Here is a 17686-nt window from a genome sequence, read left to right as displayed (position 1 = left end):
ATCAACGTCGCGCCTTGCTTTACTTTGCCTTTTTTGCTTCTTTTGCGTCAAGACCGAAGTCCATCCAGTCCTCACCTAGTAATTCAACGGGGTGCTGTGTGCGCTCGGAGCCGTTTCCGCAGCGCATGGAGTCGGCCGGGCAGTACCGGCTACATCCCCAGCAAATGCGTTCAGGGTGTGCTGGATGATTGGGGAATTTTTTCTGCTCGAAAGTCATAGCAATCGGTTTGCCTTCCGTTTTCGCTTTACGAGAACATGCCAAACCGCCCAAAATTGCCTCATCCCCTCTGGGAGTCTGACGCGAACGAAGCACGTCTGAGGACGTTTTCATGGGACACCAGAAACCGTGCTGCGTTCCTGATACACGTCAAACCGTCGCCAAATCGACAGGATCGCGCCCTGCGGGGACAATCTGCGCTCGAACCGCACGCCATGCCGTCATGAAACGCAACTGGACACTCACCGCCAAAATCGCCCTATTCTCAGGGACGTTCCTGCTGTTGTCGCTGATGTCCGTTGGAGCGACCTTATGGATTTCCTGGAATCTCGAGGGCGGCGCAGCGGCGGTTAACGTCGCCGGGCAATTGCGCATGCTCAGCTACAAAGTGGCGCTGTCCGCGACGGACCTCGACGACACCCAACTTTCCTCCGATCTGCAGCTTATCCAGGACAATCTTGTGTTGCTGCGCGCGGGCAGCCCGTCGCGACCTCTTTATGTTCCTTGGGGTGGCATCATTCGCCAGCGCTACGACGCCGTGCGTGCGCACTGGCAGAGTTTGCAGCCACGCTGGGAAAGCGCATCACAAGCCCACCCTGTGCCGCGAGAGGAAGTTAACCAGTTCGTCACACAAATCGATGCTTTCGTCAGCTCCATAGAGCATCGCCTGGATTTCTGGACGACTGTGCTCCACGCGTTTCAGATGGGTCTGGCCGCTCTGGTAGTGATCGGAGCGCTGTTGATGTTCTACGCAGCTTACCTATTTGTGCTCGATCCGGTAGGGCGCCTCAGTCGCGGCGTGCAAGCGCTTGAGCAGGGTGATTACTCGGCACGGGTCGACATCAATACCACCGATGAGCTCGGCGATCTCGCCATCGGGTTCAACCGCATGGCCGGACAACTACAGGCTGTCTATGACGAATTGGAGGAGCGGGTGCGGCAAAAGACGGCCGCCCTGCGCACCGAGCAGCAGCGTCTTGCGGCGCTGTATGAGGTGAGTGCGCTGGTGTCGAAGGCACAGAGCCTGGACGAGTTGTCGCAGTCGTTCGTCCAGGTCGTGCGGCGCATCGCCGGGGCGGATGCTGCTGCCTTGCGCTGGACCGATGAATCAGCGCGCCGTTACCTGCTGCTGGCCTCCGATGGCTTGCCCGCGGTGCTGGCCGAAGAAGAGCAGTGTCTGATGTCGGACACCTGCTTTTGCGGGCAGGCGCAGCATCACGGCGGCCCGCAGATCGTGCAGTTTCACCGGCTCCAGCCCGAAGGGCGGGCGCTGCCTGGGCGCGTGGCGTGTGAACGTCTGGGCTATGCCACGCTGCTGAGCATCCCCGTGCGGGCGCAGCAGCGCCTGCTCGGCGAGATCGATCTGTTCTTCCACGCCGAGCAATCCGCCGATGAAGCGCAGCATGCCCTGCTCGACACCCTCGCGGGCCACTTGGCTGCCGCGATGGAAAGCCTGCGCAGCGCCGCGCTGGAGCGCGAGGCCGCGGTGTCGCAGGAGCGGGCTTTCCTCGCACGCGAGCTGCACGATTCCATCGCGCAATCGTTGGCGTTCATGAAAATTCAGCTTCAATTGCTGCGCACGGCCCTGCAGGCGGGCAAGGTGGGGAAGATCGAACAGGTGGTGAGCGAGCTCGAAGTGGGCGTGAAGGAAAGTCTGGCCGATGTGCGCGAGCTGCTGCTGCACTTTCGCACCCGCACCCAAGAGCAGGACATCGAGCCGGCGCTGCGCAGCACGGTGCAGAAGTTCGAGCTGCAAAGCGGTCTATCCGTCGACCTGGTGTTTCACGGGCATGGCCAGCCGCTCGATCCGGACGTGCAGATTCAGGTGCTGCACATCGTGCAGGAAGCGCTGTCCAACATTCGTAAACATGCCAAGGCCACGCAGGCCCGGCTGGTGGTGGACAGCCTGCCGCGCTGGCGCTTTGTCGTCTCGGACGATGGCCGTGGCTATGATCCGGAGGTCATCGCCCAGGATGGACAGGCCCATGTGGGCCAGCAGATCATGCGAGAGCGCGCTGCCGCCATCGGCGGGCATTTGAGCATCGAAGCCCAGCCCAAAGGCGGTGTGCGCGTCACCTTGGAACTGCCGGAATTCCCGGCCGCCGCGTCTGCACGCGCAACACGAAACACCGAGATTTCTCCCTATGCCACCTGACATCCGCATTCTGCTGGTCGACGACCATGCGCTGTTTCGTCGCGGCCTGGTGGCCTTGCTCGGTGAAGCGCCTGCCATGCAGGTGGTCGGCCAGGCCGGCGATGCGGGCGAGGCGCTACGGCTGGCCACGCAGTTGCAGCCCCACATCATTTTGCTCGACAACCATCTGCCGGGCGTTCGAGGCATCGACGCCGTAGAGAGTCTGCGGCAGGCCGCCCCGGCCAGCCGCGTGCTGATGCTCACCGTCAGCGAAGAGGCGGCCGACCTCGGCGCGGCGCTGCGCGCCGGAGCTAGCGGCTATCTGCTCAAGACCTGCGAGACCGACGAGCTGATCGGCGGCATTCAGCGTGCGCTGCGCGGAGAAGTCGTCATCGGCGCCGACATGACCGCAAAACTTGCACAAGCCTTCATCGCTCCAGAAACGACGGACTCCGCGAAGGAAGCCCTCCCGGCGAACGCGCAGAGCGAGAAAACGCCGCTCAGCCCCCGCGAGCGCCAGATCGCCGCCGCCATCGCTCGCGGCGCAAGCAATAAGGTCATCGCGCGCGAACTCGACATCGCTGAAACCACAGTGAAGGTGCATGTGCAGAGTATCTTGCGCAAGCTCGACCTCAGTTCGCGGGTGCAGATCGCCGTGTATGCCAGCGAACACGGCCTGTCGGTTTGATCTCTATCTCTTCGGGACTACACCATGCAAATCGCCGATTTCTCCGATCTCCTGCACGCCGCAAAACAACAGGAGCTGCCGCAACGTCTGTACTTTGTTTTTGCTGCCATCGAACTACCGGAAGATGCCAGTCCGGCGCAGCGCGCCCGTCATGCGGCGGGCGGTGGCGGCGCGCTCGTGCCCGTCATGGCGGTGGACAAATCACCAGACGACCTGCCGGATTTCGAAACGCTGGTTGAAGAGTCTCGGCACACTGGCACACCCTGGGACATGGTGTTCGTCACCACGCAGGCCCTTCCAGACCAGGCGATTCCCGACTCCGCAGAGGTGGAGCAGACCCTCACCGAGCTGATCGAGAACATTCGCATGGGCCAGATCGACCATTTTCTGACTTTCGATCACTCCGGCCGTCTGGTGCAACTGCACTGAATCTGCTCCTGAACGGGATTTCCCTCCTTCTTTCGGAGTAGTTCGGCGGAGCAGGGCGCCCAGCGCCTTTATCCGCCTTCAGGTCGATACCGCAAAAGACCAGCGGTTTCTAGAGTCTCCTTATCGATAAGGAGATTCGTCATGGTCGCGAATGTGCAGCAACACAACCGGCAAGCCTGGTCGGTGCTGATCGTCAGCACCTGGGCGTTCACGGTGTGTTTCATGGTGTGGATGATGTTTGCCGTCATCGGCATCCCCATCAAAAAAACCCTCGGGCTCAACGCCACCGAATTCGGTCTGCTGACCGCCATGCCGGTGCTCAGCGGCTCGCTGATCCGCGTGCCGCTGGGCATCTGGACCGACCGCTACGGCGGCCGCATCGTGTTTGCCGCCATCATGGCAGCCACCGTCATCCCCATCTGGATGCTGTCTTATGCCACACAGTACTGGCAATACCTGACCATCGGTCTGTTCATCGGTCTGGCCGGAGGTTCGTTCTCGGTGGGTACGCCTTATGTGGCCCGCTGGTTTCCGAAGGAGCGCCAGGGGCTGGCGATGGGCATTTTCGGCGCAGGCAACTCCGGAGCCGCGGTCAACAAATTCGTCGCCCCGGCCTTGGTCGTGGCTTTCGGTTGGACCATGGTGCCGCATGTGTATGCCGCGGTCATGCTCGGCACGGTCATTCTGTTCTGGGTGTTCAGCCACCACGACAAAAGTCATGTGGTGCAGGGACAGACCCGTTTCATGGATCAGTTGAAGGCCCTGCGCGATCCCGGCGTGCTCAAGTACAGCCAGTACTACAGCATCGTGTTCGGCGGCTATGTGGCGCTGGCGCTGTGGATGGTGCAGTACTACGTCGGTGAATACAAACTTAGCCTGCCTGTGGCCGCGATGCTGGCCGCGGCCTTTTCGTTGCCTGGCGGCGTGTTGCGCGCGGTGGGCGGCTGGCTGTCCGACAAGTTCGGCGCGCACAGCGTGACCTGGTGGGTGCTGTGGGTGAGCTGGGTGGCGCTGTTTCTGCTGTCTTACCCGCAAACCCAGTTCACGGTGCAGACCACCGGCGGGCCGACGACCTTCCACATCGGCCTGAATGTCTACGCCTTCACCGCGCTGATGTTCATCCTCGGCATCGCCTTCGCATTCGGCAAGGCCAGCGTGTTCAAGTACATCGCCGACGACTATCCGGCCAATATCGGCACGGTCTCGGGCATCGTCGGGCTGGCAGGCGGCATGGGCGGCTTTCTTCTTCCCATCCTGTTCGGCGTGCTGCTCGACCTCACCGGCGTTCGCTCTTCGGCCTTCATGCTGATGTATGGCGTGGTCTCGGTTTCGCTGGTGTGGATGTTCTTCACCGAGGTCCGCCGCACCGATGTATTCAAGCCGACTTCCCCATCGAACAACCCCAAAGCATCTGGAGGCGGCCTGTCGCACGGCCAGCCTGCTGCTGCCGATCGCCATTGAGATTCCAGGAGAAACAACATGTCCAGTCAGGTCATCAAACATTGGAACCCGGAAGACCCCGCGTTCTGGAAAAGCGAAGGGCAGATGATCGCGCAGCGCAATCTGTGGATTTCCATTCCGGCGCTGACCCTGGCCTTCGCGGTATGGATGGTGTGGTCTGTGGTGGTGGTCAAGCTGCCGCAGGTGGGGTTCAAGTTCTCCACCAATCAGTTGTTCTGGCTGGCAGCGTTGCCCGGCCTGTTCGGCGCCACGCTGCGCATCTTTTATTCCTTCATGGTGCCGATCTTTGGCGGGCGGCGCTGGACGGCGATTTCCACTGCCTCGTTGCTGTTGCCCGCGCTGGGCATCTATTACGCGGTGCAGAGCCCTTCGACCCCATATGAGATCTTTGTCATTCTGGCCCTGCTCAGCGGCTTCGGCGGCGGCAACTTCGCCTCATCGATGGCCAATATCAACTTTTTCTTCCCCAAGGCGCAAAAAGGCCTGGCGCTGGGGCTGAACGCCGGGCTGGGCAATCTGGGGGTGTCCATCGTGCAGTTCATCGTGCCGCTGGTCATCACCGCAGCGGTCTATGGCGTGCTCAGCGGGGATCCGCAAACCGCAGTGACGGGCAGCAAGACCACTCAACTCTGGCTGCAGAACGCCGGCTTTGTCTGGGTGCCCTTCATCATCGCCTCCACGCTGGCGGCCTGGTTCGGCATGAATGATCTGGCCGATGCCAAAGCATCCTTCGCCGATCAGGCGGTGATTTTCAGGCGCTCGCATACCTGGCTGATGAGCCTGCTCTACACCGGCACCTTCGGCTCGTTCATCGGCTACTCGGCGGGCTTTCCACTGCTGATCAAGTCGCAGTTTCCGGGTATCGACGCCCTCGATTATGCCTGGCTCGGCCCCTTCGTCGGCGCCCTCATACGTCCGGTCGGCGGTTGGTTGGCCGACAAGCTCGGTGGCGCGCGCGTGACCTTCTGGAACTTCATTCTCATGGCGCTGGGCGTCGTCGCCGTGTTGTATTTCCTGCCGCAAGGCGGGACGGGCGGCAACTTCACCGGCTTTCTCGCCGCGTTCATGCTGCTGTTCGCTACCACGGGTATTGGCAATGGCTCGACCTTCCGCATGATTCCGGTCATCTTCCTCACCGACCGCACGCGCGCCGCTGCCGGACAAGGCCCTGCTGCGCAGGAGCAGGCAGTGAAAGACGCCAACAAGGAAGCGGCTGCGGTAATTGGTTTTTCCTCGGCCATCGCGGCTTACGGCGCGTTCTTCATTCCCAAGAGCTACGGCAGTTCCATCGCCATGACCGGCGGCCCGCAGGCTGCGCTGTACGGCTTCATCGCCTTTTACGTGCTGTGCGTGCTTGTGACTTGGTGGAACTACAGCCGCAAGAACGCCCCGATGCCCTGCTAATACCCTGAACCCACGGAGACCATCATGAGTCATTTTCTAGACCGCCTGACCCACTTCACCAAATCCCGGCCCAAGTTTGCCGATGGCCACGGCGAGGTCACCACCGAAGACCGCACCTGGGAAGACGCCTACCGCGGCCGCTGGCAACACGACAAGATCGTGCGCTCCACTCACGGCGTGAACTGCACCGGCTCGTGCTCGTGGAAAATTTATGTCAAGGGTGGCATCGTCACCTGGGAAACGCAGCAGACCGACTACCCGCGCACCCATCCCGACATGCCCAACCACGAGCCGCGGGGTTGTCAGCGCGGCGCCTCGGCGAGCTGGTATCAATATTCCGCCAACCGGGTGAAGTACCCGATGGTGCGCGGCCGCCTTATGAAAATGTGGCGCGAGGCGCGCAAGACCCTGGGCCCGGTCGATGCCTGGGCCAGCATCGTGCAGGACAAGGCCAAGCGCAGCGAGTACCAGAAGCTGCGCGGCATGGGCGGCTTTGTGCGTGCGGATTGGAACGATGTCAACGAACTCATCGCTGCCGCCAACACCTACACCATCAAGACCTACGGGCCCGATCGCATTTTCGGGTTCTCGCCGATTCCGGCCATGTCAATGGTGTCGTTCGCCTCGGGCGCGCGTTACATCAGCCTGCTTGGCGGTGTGATGGGAAGTTTTTACGACTGGTATTGCGACCTGCCGCCCGCTTCGCCGCAGACCTGGGGGGAACAAACCGACGTCCCCGAGTCGGCCGAGTGGTTCAACGCCAACTACATCATCGCCTGGGGCTCGAACGTGCCGCAGACCCGCACGCCCGACGCGCATTTCTACACCGAGGCGCGCTACCGCGGGGCCAAGACCGTGGCGGTTTCGCCCGATTACTCCGAGGTCGCCAAGCTCAGCGACGAGTGGCTGCATCCCAAACAGGGCACCGACGCGGCGATGGCCATGGCGTTAGGCCATGTGATCCTGCGCGAATTCCACTTCGGCGAAAAGCCTTCGGCCTATTTTCTCGACTATTGCCGTCGCCTCACCGACATGCCCTTGCTGGTGCGCCTGGAAGAACGCACCTTGCCCGACGGGCGCAAGGTGCTCACAGCAGGCCGCACGCTGCGCGCCAGCGATTTTGCCGACAAGCTTGGGCAGGGTGACAACCCCGAGTGGAAAACCGTGGCCTTCGGCAGTGAAGGCGAGGTGGTGCTGCCGCATGGCTCGATCGGTTTTCGCTGGCAAGCGCAGGGCGAGGCCGGGAGCCAATGGAATCTGCAGCCGCGCGACGCGCGCAGCGACAAGGAATGTGAATTGGCCCTCACCCTGATCGAGCGCATGGACGGCGCAGCCGAGGTCGGGTTTCCGTACTTTGGCGGAGTGCACGCCGAACACCATCCGGGCAATGTTCAGGACGACGTCCTGATCCGCAAGGTTCCCTACCGCACACTGAGTCTGGTGGACGACCGGGGGGAGCAAACCGCCGCAAGGGTCGCCACCGTGTATGACCTTCTTGCCGCGCACTACGGGATCGACCGTGGTCTCGGCGAAGAACCCCATCCTTGCGCCAAAAGCTACGCGGACAATGTTCCCTACACCCCTGCCTGGCAGGAAAAGATCACCGGCGTTCCCGCTGACGTTGTCGAACGCATCGCCCGGGAATTTGCCAGCAACGCGGACAAGACGCATGGGACCTCAATGGTGATCCTCGGCGCCGGGATCAATCACTGGTACCACGCCGACATGAATTACCGGGCCATCATCAACATGCTGATGATGAGTGGCTGTATTGGCGTGCCCGGCGGCGGCTGGGCGCATTACGTCGGGCAGGAGGCGCTTCGCCCGCAATCGGGCTGGTCGGTGCTGACGTTTGCACTGGATTGGGTCACACCGCCTCGCCAGATGAATGCCACCAGTTTTTTCTACGCGCACACCGATCAGTGGCGCTACGAAAAACTGGGGGTCGATGAAATCCTCTCGCCCCTGGCCGATCCCAAGGCATTCGGCGGCAGCATGATCGACTACAACGTGCGCGCCGAGCGCATGGGCTGGCTGCCCTCTGCGCCGCAGCTCCAGGCCAATTCCCTGCACCTGGCGCGCGACGCCGCAGCAGCCGGGCTTTCCGCCAAAGACCATGTGGTCAACGGCCTCAAGAGCGGATCGCTGCACATGAGCTGCGAAGACCCAGACAACCCGGTGAACTGGCCGCGCAATATGTTCGTTTGGCGCTCCAACCTGCTGGGCGCCTCGGGCAAGGGCTCGGAGTACTTCCTCAAACATTTGCTCGGGGCGAACAACGGTGTGCTCGGCAGCGAACTCGGCCCCGATGATCCACGTCCGCACGAAGTGCAGTGGCGCGAAGATGCCCCCGAAGGCAAGCTCGACCTGCTGGTCACACTGGACTTTCGCATGAGCAGCACCGGTTTGTTCTCCGACGTGTTGCTGCCTGCGGCGACTTGGTACGAGAAAAATGACCTCAACACCACCGACATGCACACCTTCATCCATCCGCTGTCGGCGGCAGTCGATCCCTCCTGGGAGGCACGTTCGGATTGGGAGATATTCAAAGGGATCGCGAGCAAGTTTTCCGAGGTCTGTGTTGGGCACCTCGGCGTCGAGCGCGATGTGGTGCTCACCCCGTTGATGCATGACAGCGCAGCGGAACTCGGTCAGGGACTGGAGGTGCGCGACTGGAAACGCGGGGAAGTGGAACTCATTCCCGGCAAGACCGCTCCGAACATCACCGAGGTGCAGCGTGACTATCCCCATGTGAGCCAGTGTTTCACATCGCTTGGGCCGCTGATGGACAAACCAGACGGCGGTCACGGTCATGGCATTTCGTGGGATGCGCGCGAGGAGGTCCAAGCTCTGGGCGCACTCAACGGCCGGGTCAGTGAATCCGGCCCGGCTGAAGGCAGGCCGCGGATTTTGAGCGACATCGACGCCACCGAGATGGTGATGATGCTTTCGCCTGAAACCAATGGAAACGTCTCTGCCAAGGCCTGGGCTGCCTTGTCGAAAAAAACCGGATTGAATCTCAGCCACATGCCTGCGGGGCGAGAAGACGAGAAGATTCGTTTCCGGGACATCGTGGCGCAGCCCAGGCGGGTGATCAACTCGCCGACCTGGTCGGGCATCATCGATGAAAAGATTTGCTACAACGCCGGCTACTCCAATGTCCATGAAAACATTCCTTGGCGCACGCTGAGCGGGCGGCAGCATTTCTACCAGGACCACGCCTGGATGCGGGCCTTCGGCGAAGGTTTTGCCTTGTATCGCCCCCCGGTCAACCTCAAGGCCGTGCAGCCTGTGCTTGGCAAGTTCGCCGGGAACAAGGAAATCGTGCTGAACTGGATCACGCCGCACCAAAAGTGGGGCATCCATAGCACCTATGCCGATGGCCTGATCATGCTCACGCTCAGCCGTGGCGGACCCTGCGTGTGGATTTCCGAGGACGATGCCAAAGAGGCAGGAATCGTCGACAACGACTGGATCGAGGTGTTCAACGCCAATGGCGCGCTCGTCGCCCGCGCCGTGGTCAGCCAGCGAGTCAAACCAGGTATGGCCATGATGTACCACGCCCAGGAGCGCACGATCAATACCCCGGCGTCGCAGATCACCCAGGCCCGGGGCGGTGTGCACAACGCGGTCACCCGCGTGGTGCTCAAACCAACGCACATGATCGGCGGCTATGCGCAGCTCTCCTTTGGCCTGAATTACTACGGCACGATCGGCTCCAATCGCGATGCCTTTTGCATCGTGCGCAAGATGGACAAGGTGGACTGGATGGACGAGCCTGCGGGCCCGGCCTACAGCCACGAGCGCCCGCACCACATCGAACCGCAAGCCTGACCCCACGCCAACAGGAGAAACACAATGAAAGTTCGCGCCCAGATCGGCATGGTGCTCAACCTCGACAAATGCATCGGCTGCCACACCTGCTCCGTGACCTGCAAACAGGTCTGGACCACACGACCCGGGATGGAATACGCCTGGTTCAACAACGTCGAAACGAAACCCGGCATCGGCTACCCCAAGGAATGGGAAAACCAGAACAAATGGAAGGGCGGCTGGACTCGCACGGCAGGCGGCAAGCTGCAGCCCCGGCAGGGCTCGCGTCTGTCCATCCTGATGAAGATTTTCGCCAACCCCAACTTGCCGGAAATCGACGCCTATTACGAGCCCTTCACCTTCGACTACGAGCACCTGCACAAGGCGCCTGAACTCAAGGCCGCGCCTACCGCACGTCCGCGCAGTCTGATCAGCGGGCAGCGCATGGAGAAGATCGAATGGGGCCCGAACTGGGAGGAGATTCTCGGCGGCGAGTTCGCCAAACGCAGCCGCGACGCCAACTTCGAGGCGATGCAGAAGGACATCTACGGCGAGTTTGAAAAAACCTTCATGATGTATCTGCCGCGGCTGTGCGAGCACTGCCTGAACCCGGCCTGCGTCGCGTCGTGTCCTTCGGGGGCGATCTACAAGCGCGAAGAAGACGGCATCGTGCTGATCGACCAGGACAAATGCCGCGGTTGGCGCATGTGCATCTCGGCCTGCCCGTACAAAAAGATTTACTACAACTGGGAAAGCGGCAAGTCCGAGAAGTGCATCTTCTGCTACCCGCGCATCGAAGCCGGGCAACCCACGGTGTGTTCGGAAACCTGCGTGGGCCGCATCCGCTATCTGGGCGTGCTGCTGTATGACGCCGACCGCATCGAAGAAGCCGCCAGCGTGGCCAACGAGAAGGATCTCTACGAAGCGCAGCTCGGCATCTTCCTCGATCCGCATGACCCGCAAATCATCGATCAGGCCCGGCGCGACGGCGTGCCCGATGCCTGGCTTGAGGCCGCCAAGCGTTCGCCGGTTTACAAGATGGCGATGGAGTGGAAGATCGCCCTGCCGCTACACCCGGAGTACCGCACCCTACCGATGGTCTGGTATGTGCCGCCGCTCTCGCCCATCCAGACCGCGGTGCAAAGCGGCATGGTGAGCGACAACGGCGCGTTGCCCGATGTGTCGCAACTGCGCATTCCGCTGCAATACCTCGCCAACCTGCTGACCGCGGGTGAGATCGCCCCAGTCAAGCGGGCGCTCGAACGCATGCTGGCGATGCGCGCCTATATGCGGGGCAAGCACGTCGACGGGCAGGCCAATGTGGCGGCCATTGAGCAGGTGGGCATGCCTGCGGCCATGGTGGAAGACATGTACCGCATCCTGGCGATTGCCAATTACGAAGACCGCTTCGTCATTCCGACCGCCCACCGCGAATATGCCGAAAACGCCTTCGACCTGAAGGGATCCTGCGGCTTCACCTTCGGCAACGGCTGCTCGGACGGAGAGTCCGCGCCCTCGCTGTTCAGCGGTAAGAAGCGTCGCACCTTTGCCATCAAAGCGGAGATGTAATCATGCACGATCTATCCCGACAATTACGCGCTCTGGCCCTGCTGCTCGACTACCCGAGCGAGGCGATGCAGACGCATCTCGCCGATCTCGCCTCGGTGCTGGGCGCACTTGAGCCCGTCCAGCCTGCTGCGCGTGAATCGCTGCGTGGCCTGATCGACCATATGACCGCCGCCGATCTGATGGACTTGCAAGCCGAGTTCGTTGACACCTTCGACCGCGGTCGCAGCACCTCGCTCAATCTGTTCGAGCAGGTGCATGGCGACTCGCGTGATCGCGGCCAGGCCATGGTCGACCTGCTGGCGCAATACCAGGAAGTCGGCCTCGACCTGCAGGCCAAAGAGCTGCCGGATTACCTGCCGGTCTATCTCGAATATTGCTCGGTTCTCGACCCGAGCGCGGCGCGGGAAGCGCTGGAAGAGGTCGCGCTCCTGGTGGCGCATCTCACCGTCGCGCTCGACCGTCGGGAATCCCCCTGGGTGGCCGTGACGGCCGCTGTTTGCCGCCTCTGCGGTGTGAACGACTGGCGCGCCTTGGTGGAACAGCAGACGGGACAAGAGACACGGCCGCCTACCCCCGGCCCGCGCGACATCCAGAAAGAAGGGCTGCCCGCCGACTGGACTCCCGCCGGGCTCGATGCGGTGTGGGCCGAGGAGCCGGTGGACTTTCTCGGCGCCTGTAACCCGCAGCAGGCAAAGCCTTCCGTGCAGACCGTGCAGTTCATGCCACGCGCTGCGCAACCTCACTCTGCAGGAGTTTGACATCATGAACTGGAACGACTTTTTCTTCGGCGTCTACCCCTACATCGCCGGCACCATCTTTCTGGGCGTCAGCCTGGTGCGTTTCGACCGCGAGCAGTATCTGTGGCGCAGCGAATCGAGCCAGATGCTGCGCACCGGCACGCTGCGCTGGGGCTCCAATCTGTTTCACATCGGCATCATCGGCCTGTTCTTCGGCCATCTTTTCGGCCTGCTCACACCGCTCGCCTTTTTTGAGGCGCTCGGGCTGGAGCCGCATACCAAGCAGATCATCGCCATGGTCACCGGCGGCGCACTGGGCGTGCTGATTTTCATCGGTCTGGTGTTGCTGATTTGGCGCCGCATCAGCGATCCGCGCATCGCCGCCAACACCAAACCGATGGACTGGGTGACGCTGCTGTGGCTGCTGGCGACCTTGCTGCTGGGTCTGTCCACCATCATCGAGTCGGCGCAGCACACCGACGGCGTGGAAATGCTCGCGCTCATGTCCTGGGCCAAGCACATCGTCACCTTCCAGGGCATTGCCGCAGCCGCCTACATGGAACATGCATCCTTGATTTTCAAGGTGCACATTTTCTTCGGCCTGACCCTGTTTCTGATCTTCCCCTTCACCCGCCTGGTACATATCTGGAGCGGCTTCGCTTCCGTGGGCTATCTGCTGCGCCCCTGGCAACTGGTTCGCAGCAAGCGCTAAGACCTGAGGAGACTCAAATGGACACCCCAATTTCCGCACCCGACATGCAAACCGAAGTCGTGCTGGATCGTCTGCGCCAGCGCGCCGCCGAACTCGGCATTCAAGCCGGTGACGATGAAACCTTGCTTGAAGCGGTGCTGCAGCACGATGTGCAAACGCCGGAGCCGGGCGTGGCTGAATGCGAACGCTATTACGCGCAGCACGCTGACGCCCTGCGCCAGGGCGATATGGTTGAGGCCGACCACATTCTGTTTGCCGTCACACCCTCCACCCCCATCGACGCCCTGCGCCACAAGGCCGAAGATACCCTCTACGCCCTGATGGCCGACAGCAGCGGCTTTGCCGAGATGGCGCGCGGCTTGTCCAACTGTCCGTCGGCCCAGATCGGCGGCAACCTGGGCCAACTCACCGCCGACCAATGCGTGCCAGAGTTCTGGCAAGCCTTTATGGAACATGCTGAGCCGGGTGTGCTGCCGCGACTGGTGCGCACTCGGTTTGGCCTGCATATTGTGCGTATTGCCCGCATCGCTCGGGGACAGTTGCCTCCGTTCGAGGCGGTGCAGGCGCAGATCGCACAGACCCTCAGACAACAATCACTGGTAAGGGCGCTGCAACTCTATGCTGAAGATTTGGAGCGGCATGCCACCCCGTCAGAGGGCTCTACGTCGGACGTTGCCTGTCCCAGCCCGCAAAACTGAAGGCCTCCAGACCGGCCGGAGTCACACCATGTCTGCCCTCTCGATACTCGACACGCCCGTACCGGGCACCGTGGGGCGCACCGCCTATGCCGACCTCACGGCAACGCTGATTCAAACCCGGCAGCAGCTCGCCCCCAAGCGCCTGTTCGCGCCAGGGCCGGATGCGCGGCAGATTCACGCCTATTTTCAAGCCGCAGCGGCGGCGCCGGATCATGGGCAGATTCTTCCCTGGCGCTTCGTTGTGGTGCCCGCAGCAAGCCGTGCTGCACTTGGCGAGGTTTTCGCTCAGGCCCTGCGGGAGCGCGACGCCAGCGCCAGTGACAAGGAACTGGCAGAGGCTCGCGACAAGGCGCACCGCGGGCCATTCATCGCGCTGGCCATCGTGCGTGACGCCACAGACGATCACCCCGAAATTCCATTGCAGGAACGGTTGATCTCTCTGGGCTGTGCGATTCAAAACCTGCTGCTCAGCGCCCATGCCGATGGATTTGGCTCTGGCCTGGTCAGCGGTCAGGCCATGCAGACCGCCCGCTTGCGCCGTTTGTTTGCCTTGGCGCACAACGAGCAGGCCGTGTGCTTCGTTGCCATCGGTACTGCAGACCGGCGCAAGCCCATCCGCCCGCGGCCCGACCCGGCCCTGTTCGTATCCGAATTGAACTGCGAGGCCGATCATGTCTGACGAGCAGCTCGCGCGTCGTGCCACATCTGCTCACGGGCGCGGGGCCGGAGGCACGCTGTATGGAGAAGCCCCGACCGATGCCCGCAATCTAAATCCTGGCTGGCGTTGGGGAAAGAGACCATCCTGCCCGCCGCCGACCCTGGGCCCGAAGTACCGCGCCGCACAGAGCAGAGAGCGGTCGTTTTGCTACTCGAACGCTTGATGGACTACCCCATGGTGCGTCGGCGCGTCGAGCAACACAACCTCAGTCTGCCCAGTCTGCACGGTTGGCACTATGTGATCGAAGAGGGTCAGGTGCATGTGTTCGATGTGCGCGGAGGTCGCTTCATTCCGTCCTCCGAATCGGCCCATAGCGGCACGGGCCCCTATGCCGACGCTCCCGCCGATGACGGCTAGCCGATAGCTCTGCCCCATGCCCTATGAATATCGCAGATCTAGGCGACGCGGTGCGCCAGTCCATTTCGGCGCAGCTCGACATCCTGCCCCCAATTGCAGAGGTCAGTTCGCTACTGTTCAACTTCGAATCGGACTATGCAAAGACCTTGTGCTGCATGCCCATGCTCGTGCGCTACAGACTTGATGAGTGCCGGATCAAACTCTCGCTGCAAGACTGGCAAACCCTCGATCTGGCAACGCGCAAAAGACTCATCACCGAGGACCTCGATCCACTTGGAGGGAAGAGACGCTATCGGCACCTGCTCGTGCAGGCCATCGTCCATCAGGCCAAGACCCGGGTGGTCAGAATGCCTGCAAGCCAGGAGGAATTGGAATGGAACTGCTTGTATCTGCCGGATCGCGTGCGGCAAGCCGCTGTGGATAAGTCCCTGCGGCTCGATGGCCCGCGTGCCTGGTCAGAACTCAACGCCCTGCAACGCTTCACCCTGTTCAAACTGACCCGGCCGGGTCACAGGAATCGCAACTTCCCTCTTGCCCTGCGGGAGTTCGGCTTGTGCGCTCAGTCTGTGCAGACCTAACCATTCATGATTTGCCCCACTCGCCCCCGAGCATGAAAAAGCCCTGGGAAGGAACAGGATAGAGGGTGGCACGCCGGGGCATTGAGGTCGCAAAACGAATGAAGGCCCGACCCCGGTGCCTAGCCGGACCTCCACCGGGCTGACTCGCACCCCCGACTGTTGCGCTGCCGGGTTCATTGCCGTGAACCGGGTGGCAGCACGAACGGTAAAGAGGCCCGAATCGATTTCGGTTCGAGGAGTCTTTCAGCCCACCGACTTGCCGAGTAAAGGCCACGGCCCTTGCACGGTGCGCCGGCCACAGGTGATGCCCCGGCGTGCCGCCTTGCACTCTACACACAGGAGCATCGTCATGGAAGGACTTTCCCCCTTGCACCGGCGCGTGGCCGGTATCGATGTGCACCGCATGCTGCATGTGGTCACGGTTCTCATCGAGCAGCCCGACGGCTCGGTGGACAAGCACAGTCGGGAGTTCGGCGGCTTCAAGCGCGATTGCCGCGCCCTGGCCGCCTGGCTGGCTGAGCTGCAGGTCCAGTTGGTGGTCATGGAGAGCACCGGCATCTACTGGAAGAGCGTCTACGCCCACCTGGAGGATGTCGGCATCACCGCCTGGGTGGTCAATGCGCACTTCATCAAGCATGTGCCCGGTCGCAAGACCGACATGCTTGACTCCGAGTGGCTGGCCGTGCTGGCGCGCTTCGGCCTGGTGCGTGGCAGCTTCATTGCGCCCAAGGATTTGCGCGAGCTGCGCCTGGTCTCGCGCTACCGCCGCAAGCTCAGCGCCATGTGCGCCAGCCAGATCAACCGCCTGCACAAGAGGCTCGATGACGCCGGCATCAAGCTCGGCGCCGTCGTCAGCGACATCCACGGCGTCTCGGCCCGCGCCATGGTGCGCGGGCTCATCGACGGCCAGTCCGAGGCCGTGCTGCTCTCCCACGCGCGTGGCGCCTTGAAGCGCAAGACCGAGGAACTCGCCGCCAGCCTGGACGGCGACTTGAGCGAGCGCCACCTGTTCGTGCTGCGCCACCTCAGCGACAGCATCGACGCGCTGCAGCGCCAACTGGCCGACATCGACGCCTACCTGATGTGCGCGATGCAGCCCTACACCTGGGCGCACAGCCTGCTGCAGACCATCCCCGGCATCGACGAGATCGCCGCCGCACTGATCCTCATCGAGATCGGCGACGACATGGACCGCTTCGGCTGCCCCGAACGCCTGGCTTGCTGGGCCGCCTTGAGCCCAGGCAACAACGAGAGCGCGGGCAAGCGCAAATCCGGCCGCACCCGGCACGGCAACAACGCCATCCGCTTCATCCTGTGCGAATGCGCCAACGCCGCGCGCATGACCAAGAGCACCCTGGCCGCCAAGTACCGCAGCCTCACCGTGCGCAAATCGCACAAGAAGGCCATCGTCGCGGTGGCTCACAAGATGATCCGGCTGATCTACATCCTGCTGTCTCGCCGCCAGCCCTACCTCGACCAGTCCATCGACTACGCCGCCATGAGCGCCAAGAAAAACGCCCCGCGCTGGATCAAGCAACTCAAGGCCATCGGCAAGTGGCCTTCGCCCAGCGCACCAGCGGCCAGCGCCGCACGCTGATCCACCGCTGAATACCTGGGGTCGGGCCCAGCGGTCTTCCAGTCGATGCTGCGACGCGGCAGGACTTCTCACGTCGCTACGAGGGAAGGCTTTCACGGTAACCGACGGCAACAAGGGCGAGCCACACCTCGGTGCGCCCAAAGAGAGGGGCGGCTCGACCACGGCCGATGCGCTGTTGGCACCGATGCCGATTTGAGCCAAGCGCCAGGGTTGCGGTGAGCCGGTTGGATCACGCTGGAATCAAACCTGACACGGCGCGCAGCACGTTTGCTATGGCTCAGTCGCCAATCGGCATGTGGCTCACATCGGCATCGGCGCCAACAGGTCAATGTCACTGCTTGCTTGTCGTGATCGTGTCTGTGGCTGCAGCCCGCCGCCCAGCGCCTGATAGAGCAGGGCGGTGTCGTTCAGGCGCGCAGCCTGCGCGGCGATCAGACCGATGCGGGTCTGTTGTCGCTGCTGCTGCGCGGTGAGCAGTTGCAGCGCGCTGGCTGTGCCCAGCGCGTATTGCTGCTCCACCAGTTGCAGCGAAGTTTGCGCCGAGGCAACGGCTGCGCTCTGTGCCTGCAAGGCC

General features: G+C 62.4%; 14 protein-coding genes and 2 pseudogenes. 14 read left to right on the top strand and 2 right to left on the bottom strand.

The genetic code is table 11. The features are described from left to right. Window positions 1-19 precede the first annotated feature (19 nt). Window positions 20-217 (bottom strand): DUF3079 domain-containing protein, encoded by a 198-nt coding sequence (locus tag ABT24_RS12715; RefSeq protein WP_079668507.1) that lies wholly within the window; start codon window positions 215-217, stop codon window positions 20-22. A gap of 223 nt (window positions 218-440) precedes the next feature. Between ABT24_RS12715 and ABT24_RS12710 the strand changes: the two genes are divergently transcribed. The 14 genes and pseudogenes from ABT24_RS12710 to ABT24_RS12645 all read left to right on the top strand — a co-directional run bounded on the left by ABT24_RS12710 (window position 441) and on the right by ABT24_RS12645 (window position 17112). Next, a complete protein-coding gene (locus ABT24_RS12710; protein WP_276732509.1) occupies window positions 441-2372 on the top strand; it encodes a type IV pili methyl-accepting chemotaxis transducer N-terminal domain-containing protein in 1932 nt (643 codons plus the stop codon). Continuing rightward, complete coding sequence (locus ABT24_RS12705; protein ID WP_276732507.1) at window positions 2362-3039, top strand: response regulator; 678 nt, start codon at window positions 2362-2364, stop codon at window positions 3037-3039. The genes ABT24_RS12710 and ABT24_RS12705 overlap by 11 nt, the downstream gene beginning before the upstream one ends. Window positions 3040-3063: 24 nt before the next feature. Continuing rightward, window positions 3064-3468, top strand: coding sequence for a hypothetical protein (locus ABT24_RS12700; protein ID WP_276732504.1), 405 nt, complete (start codon window positions 3064-3066; stop codon window positions 3466-3468). Window positions 3469-3609: 141 nt separating this feature from the next. Continuing rightward, window positions 3610-4929 (top strand): MFS transporter, encoded by a 1320-nt coding sequence (locus ABT24_RS12695; protein WP_049774688.1) that lies wholly within the window; start codon window positions 3610-3612, stop codon window positions 4927-4929. A gap of 18 nt (window positions 4930-4947) precedes the next feature. Beyond that, entirely contained in the window at window positions 4948-6333 is a 1386-nt protein-coding gene (locus ABT24_RS12690) for a NarK family nitrate/nitrite MFS transporter (RefSeq protein ID WP_041608463.1), read from the top strand. A gap of 24 nt (window positions 6334-6357) precedes the next feature. After that, complete coding sequence (locus tag ABT24_RS12685) at window positions 6358-10167, top strand: nitrate reductase subunit alpha (protein ID WP_276732497.1); 3810 nt, start codon at window positions 6358-6360, stop codon at window positions 10165-10167. Between the two features lie 24 nt (window positions 10168-10191). Next, window positions 10192-11715 (top strand): nitrate reductase subunit beta, encoded by a 1524-nt coding sequence (gene narH / locus ABT24_RS12680; RefSeq protein ID WP_276732495.1) that lies wholly within the window; start codon window positions 10192-10194, stop codon window positions 11713-11715. 2 nt (window positions 11716-11717) lie between these two features. Further along, entirely contained in the window at window positions 11718-12473 is a 756-nt protein-coding gene (gene narJ / locus ABT24_RS12675) for a nitrate reductase molybdenum cofactor assembly chaperone (protein WP_276732493.1), read from the top strand. A gap of 4 nt (window positions 12474-12477) precedes the next feature. Further along, window positions 12478-13164, top strand: coding sequence for a respiratory nitrate reductase subunit gamma (gene narI / locus ABT24_RS12670; RefSeq protein WP_013106764.1), 687 nt, complete (start codon window positions 12478-12480; stop codon window positions 13162-13164). Between the two features lie 17 nt (window positions 13165-13181). Next, on the top strand, window positions 13182-13862 hold the full coding sequence (locus ABT24_RS12665; RefSeq protein WP_276732492.1) for a peptidylprolyl isomerase: 681 nt from the start codon (window positions 13182-13184) through the stop codon (window positions 13860-13862). A 28-nt stretch (window positions 13863-13890) separates the two neighbouring features. Then, entirely contained in the window at window positions 13891-14541 is a 651-nt protein-coding gene (locus ABT24_RS12660; protein ID WP_276732490.1) for a nitroreductase family protein, read from the top strand. Window positions 14542-14581: 40 nt separating this feature from the next. Then, a pseudogene (locus tag ABT24_RS12655) lies at window positions 14582-14937 on the top strand (carbonic anhydrase); the annotation flags it as partial. Between the two features lie 50 nt (window positions 14938-14987). Then, complete coding sequence (locus ABT24_RS12650) at window positions 14988-15515, top strand: nitrate reductase associated protein (RefSeq protein ID WP_276732488.1); 528 nt, start codon at window positions 14988-14990, stop codon at window positions 15513-15515. A gap of 349 nt (window positions 15516-15864) precedes the next feature. After that, window positions 15865-17112, top strand: a complete 1248-nt coding sequence (locus ABT24_RS12645) for an IS110 family RNA-guided transposase (RefSeq protein ID WP_276732486.1) — start codon at window positions 15865-15867, stop codon at window positions 17110-17112. 300 nt (window positions 17113-17412) lie between these two features. Here ABT24_RS12645 and ABT24_RS12640 read toward each other — a convergent pair. After that, a pseudogene (locus tag ABT24_RS12640) lies at window positions 17413-17686 on the bottom strand (TolC family protein); the annotation flags it as partial.

Source organism: Thiomonas sp. SCN 64-16 (assembly GCF_001725585.1).
GTDB classification, from domain to species: Bacteria; Pseudomonadota; Gammaproteobacteria; order Burkholderiales; family Burkholderiaceae_C; genus Thiomonas; species Thiomonas arsenitoxydans.
The sequence above is the reverse complement of the archived record's forward strand: the minus strand, read 5'-3'. Positions and strand labels throughout refer to the sequence as shown.

Bases quoted from the DNA above. Each gene is read 5' to 3' on its own strand.
- ABT24_RS12685 (WP_276732497.1), top strand. From the start codon at position 6,358: ATGAGTCATTTTCTAGACCGCCTGACCCACTTCACCAAATCCCGGCCC.
- ABT24_RS12665 (WP_276732492.1), top strand. From the start codon at position 13,182: ATGGACACCCCAATTTCCGCACCCGACATGCAAACCGAAGTCGTGCTG.
- ABT24_RS12715 (WP_079668507.1), bottom strand. From the start codon at position 217: ATGACTTTCGAGCAGAAAAAATTCCCCAATCATCCAGCACACCCTGAA.
- ABT24_RS12690 (WP_041608463.1), top strand. From the start codon at position 4,948: ATGTCCAGTCAGGTCATCAAACATTGGAACCCGGAAGACCCCGCGTTC.
- ABT24_RS12695 (WP_049774688.1), top strand. From the start codon at position 3,610: ATGGTCGCGAATGTGCAGCAACACAACCGGCAAGCCTGGTCGGTGCTG.
- ABT24_RS12710 (WP_276732509.1), top strand. From the start codon at position 441: ATGAAACGCAACTGGACACTCACCGCCAAAATCGCCCTATTCTCAGGG.
- narJ (WP_276732493.1), top strand. From the start codon at position 11,718: ATGCACGATCTATCCCGACAATTACGCGCTCTGGCCCTGCTGCTCGAC.
- narH (WP_276732495.1), top strand. From the start codon at position 10,192: ATGAAAGTTCGCGCCCAGATCGGCATGGTGCTCAACCTCGACAAATGC.
- ABT24_RS12645 (WP_276732486.1), top strand. From the start codon at position 15,865: ATGGAAGGACTTTCCCCCTTGCACCGGCGCGTGGCCGGTATCGATGTG.
- narI (WP_013106764.1), top strand. From the start codon at position 12,478: ATGAACTGGAACGACTTTTTCTTCGGCGTCTACCCCTACATCGCCGGC.
- ABT24_RS12700 (WP_276732504.1), top strand. From the start codon at position 3,064: ATGCAAATCGCCGATTTCTCCGATCTCCTGCACGCCGCAAAACAACAG.
- ABT24_RS12705 (WP_276732507.1), top strand. From the start codon at position 2,362: ATGCCACCTGACATCCGCATTCTGCTGGTCGACGACCATGCGCTGTTT.
- ABT24_RS12660 (WP_276732490.1), top strand. From the start codon at position 13,891: ATGTCTGCCCTCTCGATACTCGACACGCCCGTACCGGGCACCGTGGGG.